Raw genomic sequence first — 8,722 nt, 5'->3', positions numbered from 1 at the left:
TATATTAATGGCCTGATAATTAATTCGAGTGTATTATTTATTGTGGCTTGATAAGAAGAAGGTGCTATTTCGATAATAAAAACATAATAACTAATGGATCTCTGCTCCGACCAAACAGGATTAGCGAAAGCTTGGTTGTTCGTTCCTTAGCGCTTGCATCTGGCTTGCTTGTTCGCATGGAGTCGAACAAGCAAGCCGGATGCAAGCCAGAAGCAAGCTCTAAGCAAGCCACAAATGGCGTTTATATCTCCATGCCTTTATATCGGTCTTACCTGGTTCTATTCAGGTTGGATAACATTTTAAGGTTCGATCTTTTACCAGATTATGCCCTTTAATTATTTGAAGAAACATGGAAGATATTAAAACTTGTGAGTAAGGTTTTTGGGTAATAAATATCGTTCCTCCAAAAGTTACAGTTCCGTAATTCTTCTTGTATCTATCACAGGGCTTAATTGGCTCCAAAAGTCTGGTTTAGAATAATACAGTTTTACCTTTTTTGTTAACGAGTCTTTTCTTTAAATTTCAAGCATTAGTGCCGCTTATACTAAAAATTCGATCTTTTATTTTCTCAATATAAAAGATCGCAACAGCAGGTTTATTTATCAAATCAAATTTCCTTTACCTAAAAATAAAAATAGTTTATAGTCCATACCAATTTTAAGATTGTAGCTTTTAGCAATCAATAATCCAGTTATTGAATTATTGATTGCTAAAAAAATTACGATAAAAAAGTTGTAGCTTTTTTGCTGACTAACAAAAGCGACATTATTTTCTTATTGGTAAGATTTAAGCGATGCCAATTGTTGTGAAGTTTTTGTATAAATAAGTCTCATCTCGAAAATATGTTAAACTATTTTATATATTATTCCGTTTAGATAATTTATTCACATATTTACATTTCACACATATAAAATAAATTCGATATGGCAAAAGTTACAGAGCAGGACATTATTACTTTTTTACAGGAAAAAGTTAGCACTCTACAAATTGAACTTAATAAAGCTCAATCTGCTCTAGAATCATTCTCAGGATCAGCACCTAAAGCAAATGCAAAGCCGGCGTCAGATACATCGGTTGAAAAAGTTAAATCTGTTCGCGGAAAGAAAGTTCCTGCTTTGAAACCAAGCAAGCCACTAGCTGTTCCCGAACAATTTAATGCTGATGATAAAATGGATAAAAAACTGGCTTACATATTATCAACTTTAGGAGCCTCTTTTAATTCGGAAGTAGTGAGTAAGATTCAAGAATTAGAACCCGAAAAAGATGCTGATAAATTGGGCAAAGCGGTTATTGTTAAACTAGCCTCTTTATTTAAAGCAGGTCGCATTAAAGGAACTAAATTAAATGGCAAATATAAATATGAGCTTTAAGTAGTTTAAACAAGACAATTAATTAATCATATAAAATAAAACCCCGATAAGACTGATCTTACCTGGGTTTTATTTTATATGATTTTTGATTTGAATTCAGAAGCAAAATTGCAATTCTTTATTATCCGATACTGAATTTCTAAATGGAATATAAAATCAGTAGTCAACATGCTAGCAATTTATGTAGTTCTTAAGCATTGAAGAATAAGTGCCTGCTATTTATTAATAAAGACAACTTTGCTTGGGCTGATTCCTACGTTAATACGATATCTTAATGTTCCCGTTTTATCAAAACAGAATACTTCTCCATTTGTTGAATAATTTTTTGCATCAGTTACAAATACTTCGCCTGAAATATCATCTACAGCAACTCCATATGGGGATGTTATACTTGTTCCATCGCTGATAAAGTTTTCTTTTTCAAGAAGTTCTGTTTTTACATTGAATAACTGAACCGTGCCATCCCATTTTGTAATATAAGCATAATCGCCACTGATGGCTATTGATCCACTGGTAAAGTCTTTTTGTGATTTAACTACATCTGTCTTGCTATCAATGATAGCCATGCTGGCGTTGATTGTGGTATAGTTACCAACTGATAATACATAAACGTCACCATATTGATCCGCAACAACGCTTCCTGGATTATCAACCACTGTAATTTTTTTGGTTTCAGTAAGTGTAGTCAAATCAATAACGGAAACGGTTTTGTCATAATTATTGGGCCAACCCAGACCACCTGAATTAGCTACATACAACTTTCCATTTGCTATAGCCATTCCTTCTGGGTTACGGCCTACGGTAATGTATTTGTCAATCGTTAAGGATGCGGTGTCCATTACGGCTACTGTACCGTCGAAACAAGAAATGAATGCTTTGTTTTTGTCAAATACAATACTACGGGGTTGTCTTGCAGTTGTTCCGTTCTTCACGTCAATCTTTTTAATTGATACCGCAGTTCGGGCGTTAACCACTTCTATTGTACTAGATACGTTTACTACAATGTACATTTTTGATCCGTACACTTGTACATCATTACCCGTATCGCCAAGTCCGCGGTTGTTCACTTTATTGAACTGATCAAAGGTAAATGCACGATTGTCGTAGTCAAAATAGGAGAGTGTTGAATTGTTAAGATTGATACCTCCCTGACTTAAAACATAGATTCCCTGACGTTCCGCCGTTGGCTCAGTTCCTGATCCGTCCTCTATTCTGTCTTTTTTACAAGATCCAAGAATGGTCAGTACAAGTAAAGAAGAGAGCAGAAATTTGAGTTTTAGTTGTTTCATATTAGTTTATTTTAATTTTTAAAGATTCGGAGATTAAATTTTTATTTGAAAAGAAAATCGGACAGAGCGCCCAGGCATAGGGAAACTCCGGATGAAGGCATACGAATTATTGAAGATGTTATTAAGTTCGGTGGAAAAGTTGATTGCATTTCCTCCTGCAAAAAACTGGTAACTAGCAGATGCATCACTTACTGTAAATCCGGGAACATAGTTTTCTGGGAGGTTCTCCCGTAAAAAATAGCGGGAAGAGGACACAATCTGGTTGTAATAAAGACTAAAGCGATTGTTATGAATGCCTGCATTTACAGCAGCAGTATGTTCGGGTGTATACGGAATTTGATTTAAGTAGACAGATGACGAGGGATCAGTTATGTCAATCGCTTCCTGGTAGGTATAGTTTCCGGAGATTGATCCTTGCAGGGAAGAGCTTAGTGGAAGTTCTGTTTTTATCCCCAGATCCAGACCTTTGATCTCCACTTTTCCTAAGTTCAGCATCGTCCATGTAAATAGATCTTTATTTGGGATGGCAATGATTTTATCTTTTACGTGGTTGTAGTAGGCATCGGCAGTAATGGTTAAATAATTCAACAGGTGTGTGTAAGCCTTGCTGTAGGTGATGCCGAGGTTTACTTGTTTGGCTAATTCAGGTTTCAATGTACGGTTGCCCAGACGGGTATAATACAAATCGTTGAAAGTAGGGTTGCGAAATATATCTTTATAAAATGCCCTGATCAGAAAAGGGGAATGCTCGCTTGGTTTATAGGTGGCGGACAGGGCTGGCGACCAAACAGTTTTCGATGGTGCTGCCGATCCGGTTTGAATCTGTTCCGTAATATGCGTATTGAGCAGGTTTCCCTGGAAAGTATATTTATTCCAGCTAAACCGTGATGCCAGGACATTTAAGTAGGTAAATCGTTCCGGGTAATCGTAGTTAACCAAATTGGTTTTTAAAGCGTTCCATGTAACGTCACTGGAATAGGAAATCTCCCAATTTTTAGAAAGTGCATAGGAAAGGGCTGCAGATTGATAGATTTCAGTCTGAGTGTATTTTTGATTGAGCTCTCCTGCTTCATTCAGGAAATCGGGATCCAGATAGCGAATATAGTTTTTAGCGTACTTTGCATTGAGAAGCAGGTGGAATCCATTGTCCCATTGTTTTTCGTATCCGCTTTGTAAAAATAGGTCACGGTTCCAAAGATGCTGATTGGACGTGGGGTTGTAATAAACGACTGCACCGGGAAGTCCACGATCTGCACGATAGTAATTAATCCGGAAATGAAAACGGTTACTGTCATTGCGACTCCAAAAAAGGGAAGCATTACTTTGCAGGGATTCTAAACTGGCATTATTGCGGGTGGCCAACGTATCCGATCCATCTCCATCCACTTTGTATTTGTAGCGGCCATTGGCCTTCTGCCAGTTGTTGGCCATGCTAAACGACCATTGTTTGCTGATCCGTTGTTGCCAAACGAAGGAAGGGTTGATCAATCCAAATGAACCTGTTTTGTAATTAAGTGAGAGATGAGTTGGCTTTTGGGATTCAAAACGGGGCCAGATGGTTTTAATCATCAGTATGCTGGAGGATGCAAATGAACGGGCGGGCTGACAAATATCTTCCGACGTTCCGTTAAAGAGGGTTATGGATTCTACGTTGTCGAGATTGATGGTACCCAGATCGATCTGTCCGTTTTGTGCATCGGTGAGTTGAACGCCATCATAGAGCACACCGGTATGGTTGGCTCCAAGACTTCGTACCGATACTGTTTTTATTCCCCCAATACCGCCGTAGTCTTTGATGCTGACACCCGAAAAGTTTTTGATGGCGTCTGCCACATTAAAGGCATTGTAGCGTTTGAAGTCGTCTGCGTTAACTTGCTGCGATGGATTGACGGTTTGTACTTGTGGAATAGAAGAGGTTGATACCTTGACTTCTTTTAAGGTGCGGGAAGTGTCTGCTTGTGCGAATGACTCTGATGAAAGGAACATCAGCAACAGTGAAACTGAATAAGTCAGTCTTTTGAAAAATTTACGCACCCCCGATTTTGTTTTCATACCTATGGTTTAATCCATAGCAAACGGCATAGAGAATACGATAAAATGGAAATACACCATTGGTATTTTCATTCCAGCTTCAATCCCCGAAAGCTATGAATCTATAATGCGATGGCAGGTTTTCTGACTTACTCCCTAATGGTACGGTCTTCCCATCCGCCGGAGCGGACAGTGACACTACATGTGTACCTTAGTTATAGAGCTTACAGCTGCGGGACAGTTCTGGAATTTTACCAGATTCCCTTTTAATCCCAATCAAGAATTGGGAACCAAAAGCGTACAAATGTAGGCCTTTGCTTTGTGAATAACAAGAGAGGAAAGCGGTTAGCTGATATAATCGCGGTCTTCGTCGCTTAGTTTACCGCGGTATACGTTCGTTAGGGGTTGGTTTTCATCCTCCTCCGGGTATTCTTTTTCTTCATCAGGTACAATGACCTTTTTGCGGGAACGCATGGCAAGGGCACCTACACTAAACCCGGCAAGGAAGACAGCTGCAAATATATAAAGCTTGGAAATTCGTTTAACGCCAAAGATCCACATATCAATTTCTTCGGTATTGTTCATTAAAATGATAGTTACCAATGCAGTGATCAGAATGATGAAAATGGTTTTGACTTTCATAGGTTAAAAGCTATAGGTTGCAATAGTTTCGAATACGGGATTACGATGTGGTTTCTCATTTAAAAATACAACTTTTCCACCAAAGTTAAAAATAGGAAGAAAAAAACGAAGTATGTTCACATCTGCACGAAGTTCTGCTCCATAAGACCGTGGAGAAAAACTTTTCCCTTTGCCGATGTTTTCGAAGTCGCTAAATAAACCTCCTTGAATCCGTTTGATGTAGGCGAGGGGGCCAATGGCAAAATCGGGATAAAAGAGTGGGAGCCGGTAATCCAGCAGCAGCGTATTGTTGGTGTTGCCTATTGGGGTCAGGAAGCTGTAGCCGGATACCCTGGGAATGTCTACCGAGTTTTGGTAACTGCCATCGCCATCCTGAAAATTGAAGCTTGCCGCAAAAGAATGATTTTCTGCAAGGCCAGGAAAATAGAAAGTGCTCTTTGCTGAAAATAGTTTTCCTTTTACCTGATCCTCAAAAGGGAAATGCCGATAGAGGAAGCTGAAGTTCTGTCCCCATTTTGGTGCCAGGTCTCTTGAGCTTCGCCTCGTATTATGAGAGGCATAAAACTGATAATGCATGGGGAAATTTAATCGGGTGATGAGCGAAGTCATTCCGTTTTCAACGTCATAGCGATTGGTGAAACTGGTTCCGGTTTTTAAACCCAGACTGTAGGAATGGTTGAAGCGGTTGAAGTTGAACGGGATGGTCATCTCGGCTTTAATTTCATTTTCGCGCCAGGTAACCGGACTGTAAGTGGTGACCTTATTGACAGTTGTCTGCCGATATATTAATCGTGGCCTGTTTGTATAGTTGACACTGAAAATAGGGAAGAATCTTTTATAGGCAAAACCGGCCAGGTATTCACTTTTCTGCAAAGCGTTATTGAACTGGTAGCCGGTATAAAAGCTCATGGTGTTCAATTTATTATCTGACTGGAGTTCGATACCAAAATTGGAGTCGTCGAAATAGGCATTGTCCTCCACAATGGGGATGATGCTGTGGAAGTAAAACAGGTTGCTCCATTCCCTGTATTTGCGGCTGGGATAGGTTTTGTAATTCACATTTTGCAGTACATTGTTGTTGCCTTCCTGCTCCTGGGCTTTGGCACCATAATCTACAAAATGACTTTCGAGGGTGTTTATGTTTTTATTTAAAAGAGATTTCGTATTTAGAGCCGCTATATCGTGTCCGAATACAGTATAGGTGTTGAAGGTTAAACGCCCTGAGATCGTGTCGTAGAAGGGGTTATATGCGCCGATTTTATCGGATGTAACCTGATAAGTTTGCCTGTCTGTTAAATTAAAGCGGTAAATGTTATCGGTTCCGTTGTAGTGTGCTTTGAAGAAAATGTCCTGATTGCCATAAACGGGACGAAGGATCTCCTGCAACTGGAAGGGTAGGAGGGAGGTAAAAGTGCCCGTTTTTGTATCCAGTTCATAGATCGTTTTGCCGCTATCATTTACACCCACAACCACAACTTTAGAGCCGTCCGGATTGAAGGATGGCATCTGCAGCATGTTGTTATCGGGACTGTCATATCGCTTCAGCTCCCGTCCATTTTCAGGATCAAATTCCACCAGTAAAATTTGATTGGAATAGGAGACAGAAACGGCAATGATTCGCTTGCCGTCCGGAGATAATGAAGGGGAAAATAACCGGGTTTTATGTGTGATCTGTCTGGCCCTTTTTGTGGTCAGGTTATAGACGTTGATGACGTTGAAAGAGCGTTGGTGAAAGCGGGCATCAGAGCGGTACTCATCCCATGTAATTTTGCCCCCTCCATAGCTGAACCATGGGAGCTCTTGGGCGCCTATATTTAGGATCTTTTTTTCTTTGCCTTCTGGCGTGATGAGGACTATTTTGGGAACGCTGGCTTTGCCCTGTTTCAGGGCAAGAATGTTGCCGCCTGCTACTGGTTGAGGGAGGTTGTAGTTCTCGGGTGTATTCGTTTTCCTTTTGTTAATGCTGGGGTAGTCTATTGGGTTAGATTGATCGGCCTGTGCCTGCCATAGATCCTGAAGTTCTTTGATGGTGGCGTCGTGCAGTTGACGGGTATTCATACCGGTTATTTTATGAATAGCACGACTGAGGTTGTAGGGCCTTAGCGGGTTCCGGGTCATGGTTGAGTAGATCGAGTCCATAATGTTGGCCCCATAGTCTTTTCGGAGTTTGCTGGTCATGAAGTAGCCGAGCTGGTAGTATCCGGGTGTGAAGTCTTTTAATGATCCGAGGTAGTTCTTGGAGTAGGAGAAGTTTCGCTGACTCAATGTGTTTGCCCGAAGGATATTGCTCCACTCTGGAATCCTTCCCCTACCTGCATCCGTTAGTGCGGTTTCCATACCTACTGCATCCCCTTCGTAAAACCAGGGGGGAAGGGTAATGCCAAATATAGCGAGGGCAAGTTCTTCAAAAAAAGGGGCGTTGAGCTTACCTGTCAGTTTGTCAAACTGGATCACGTGTCGCATCTCGTGTACAGCCAGACTATTGAGCCAGCTTTGGAAGTCGAAGCTTTGGGAAGGGGTGGTGTAAAACTCCGAACGACGAGGTGCTAGTTGCACAAATCCATTAGCGGTAGTGCCCTGGTTTTGCAATATGATGGAGATCTTCTTTTGCCGGGCTTTAATAGAGATTCGCTCCCTGACCATAATGGCTTCAAGAACGGAGAGGATCCGTTGGGCCTCTGACTCCAGCTCCATGGGGTAGATTACCTGCAGATATTCGGTATTAATTTGTCGCCATTTTATGGAAGGTGGATTTTGCTCTGAGTCGAATACTTGTGCATTTAACTTACCTGTTAAAATAGTTAAACTAAATATGAATAAAAAGCTGAATAGTAGTTTTATATGTTTGTTAAAAAAGATCAATAGTATCACTTGCTAAATAAATTAGTTAAAAAGAGAAGATAATGAGTGAGTTATATGCTTTAAAACTTTAGATAAATTAATTAAATTATTCATTATTAAAAATTTATATCTATTTGGTAACAGAATAATTTGCTTTAGCTAGTCTGAATTTACGCATTAATATCAACATTTTATGGGTATTGTTTTGTAAGCGGTGTAATTATTTACTTAAGGTCGAAAATCTCTTCAGTATTATACGATTTTGAGTGCAAGGTCTTTTCCTGTTAAGGGTAATGGATGGTGATTTGATTAGTGGATTTGAAATGTAGGAATCAAGATGAGGTAATTAAACAAGGCGAATCTTTGATTATATTCTGATGTTTTATAGGGGATCGGGTTTTTGCTTTCTGAAAGGCAGGGACAGATTAATGGGTCGTAGAGATGTGTGGAATGTTGATTTATACGACGCTAGAAGGAAGAAGAGGATAGATAGAAAAAGGAAATTACTCTATTTGTTGAGGAGCAAATTGGTTATGCTTAACATGTCAA

At 39.9% G+C, this 8,722-nt stretch carries 6 protein-coding genes and 1 riboswitch; of the genes, 2 read left to right on the top strand and 4 right to left on the bottom strand.

Annotated features, from left to right (window positions below; genetic code table 11):
- Positions 1 to 131 precede the first annotated feature (131 nt).
- Both ADIARSV_RS22475 and ADIARSV_RS08940 read left to right on the top strand, forming a co-directional pair.
- The gene (locus tag ADIARSV_RS22475) at positions 132 to 335 is read left to right on the top strand and encodes a hypothetical protein (protein WP_235048386.1); all 204 of its coding nucleotides are present in this window, start codon (positions 132 to 134) and stop codon (positions 333 to 335) included.
- Between the two features lie 588 nt (positions 336 to 923).
- Positions 924 to 1,370 (top strand): hypothetical protein, encoded by a 447-nt coding sequence (locus tag ADIARSV_RS08940; protein ID WP_016195152.1) that lies wholly within the window; start codon positions 924 to 926, stop codon positions 1,368 to 1,370.
- 215 nt (positions 1,371 to 1,585) lie between these two features.
- Here ADIARSV_RS08940 and ADIARSV_RS08935 read toward each other — a convergent pair whose 3' ends face one another.
- The 4 genes from ADIARSV_RS08935 to ADIARSV_RS08920 all read right to left on the bottom strand — a co-directional run bounded on the left by ADIARSV_RS08935 (position 1,586) and on the right by ADIARSV_RS08920 (position 8,203).
- Positions 1,586 to 2,659: a YncE family protein gene (locus tag ADIARSV_RS08935; RefSeq protein WP_016195151.1), complete on the bottom strand. Its 1,074-nt coding sequence runs from the start codon at positions 2,657 to 2,659 to the stop codon at positions 1,586 to 1,588.
- Between the two features lie 33 nt (positions 2,660 to 2,692).
- Positions 2,693 to 4,711: a TonB-dependent receptor plug domain-containing protein gene (locus tag ADIARSV_RS08930; protein WP_016195150.1), complete on the bottom strand. Its 2,019-nt coding sequence runs from the start codon at positions 4,709 to 4,711 to the stop codon at positions 2,693 to 2,695.
- A gap of 96 nt (positions 4,712 to 4,807) precedes the next feature.
- Positions 4,808 to 5,000: riboswitch (cobalamin riboswitch) on the bottom strand.
- A gap of 35 nt (positions 5,001 to 5,035) precedes the next feature.
- Positions 5,036 to 5,332 carry a hypothetical protein gene (locus tag ADIARSV_RS08925; RefSeq protein WP_016195149.1) on the bottom strand — a complete coding sequence of 99 codons (297 nt, stop codon included), beginning with the start codon at positions 5,330 to 5,332 and terminating at the stop codon, positions 5,036 to 5,038.
- 3 nt (positions 5,333 to 5,335) lie between these two features.
- The gene (locus ADIARSV_RS08920; RefSeq protein ID WP_016195148.1) at positions 5,336 to 8,203 is read right to left on the bottom strand and encodes a TolB family protein; all 2,868 of its coding nucleotides are present in this window, start codon (positions 8,201 to 8,203) and stop codon (positions 5,336 to 5,338) included.
- Between the last annotated feature and the right edge of the window lie 519 nt (positions 8,204 to 8,722).

It is taken from the genome of Arcticibacter svalbardensis MN12-7, from assembly GCF_000403135.1.
Taxonomy (GTDB): domain Bacteria; phylum Bacteroidota; class Bacteroidia; order Sphingobacteriales; family Sphingobacteriaceae; genus Arcticibacter; species Arcticibacter svalbardensis.
The sequence above is the reverse complement of the archived record's forward strand: the minus strand, read 5'-3'. Positions and strand labels throughout refer to the sequence as shown.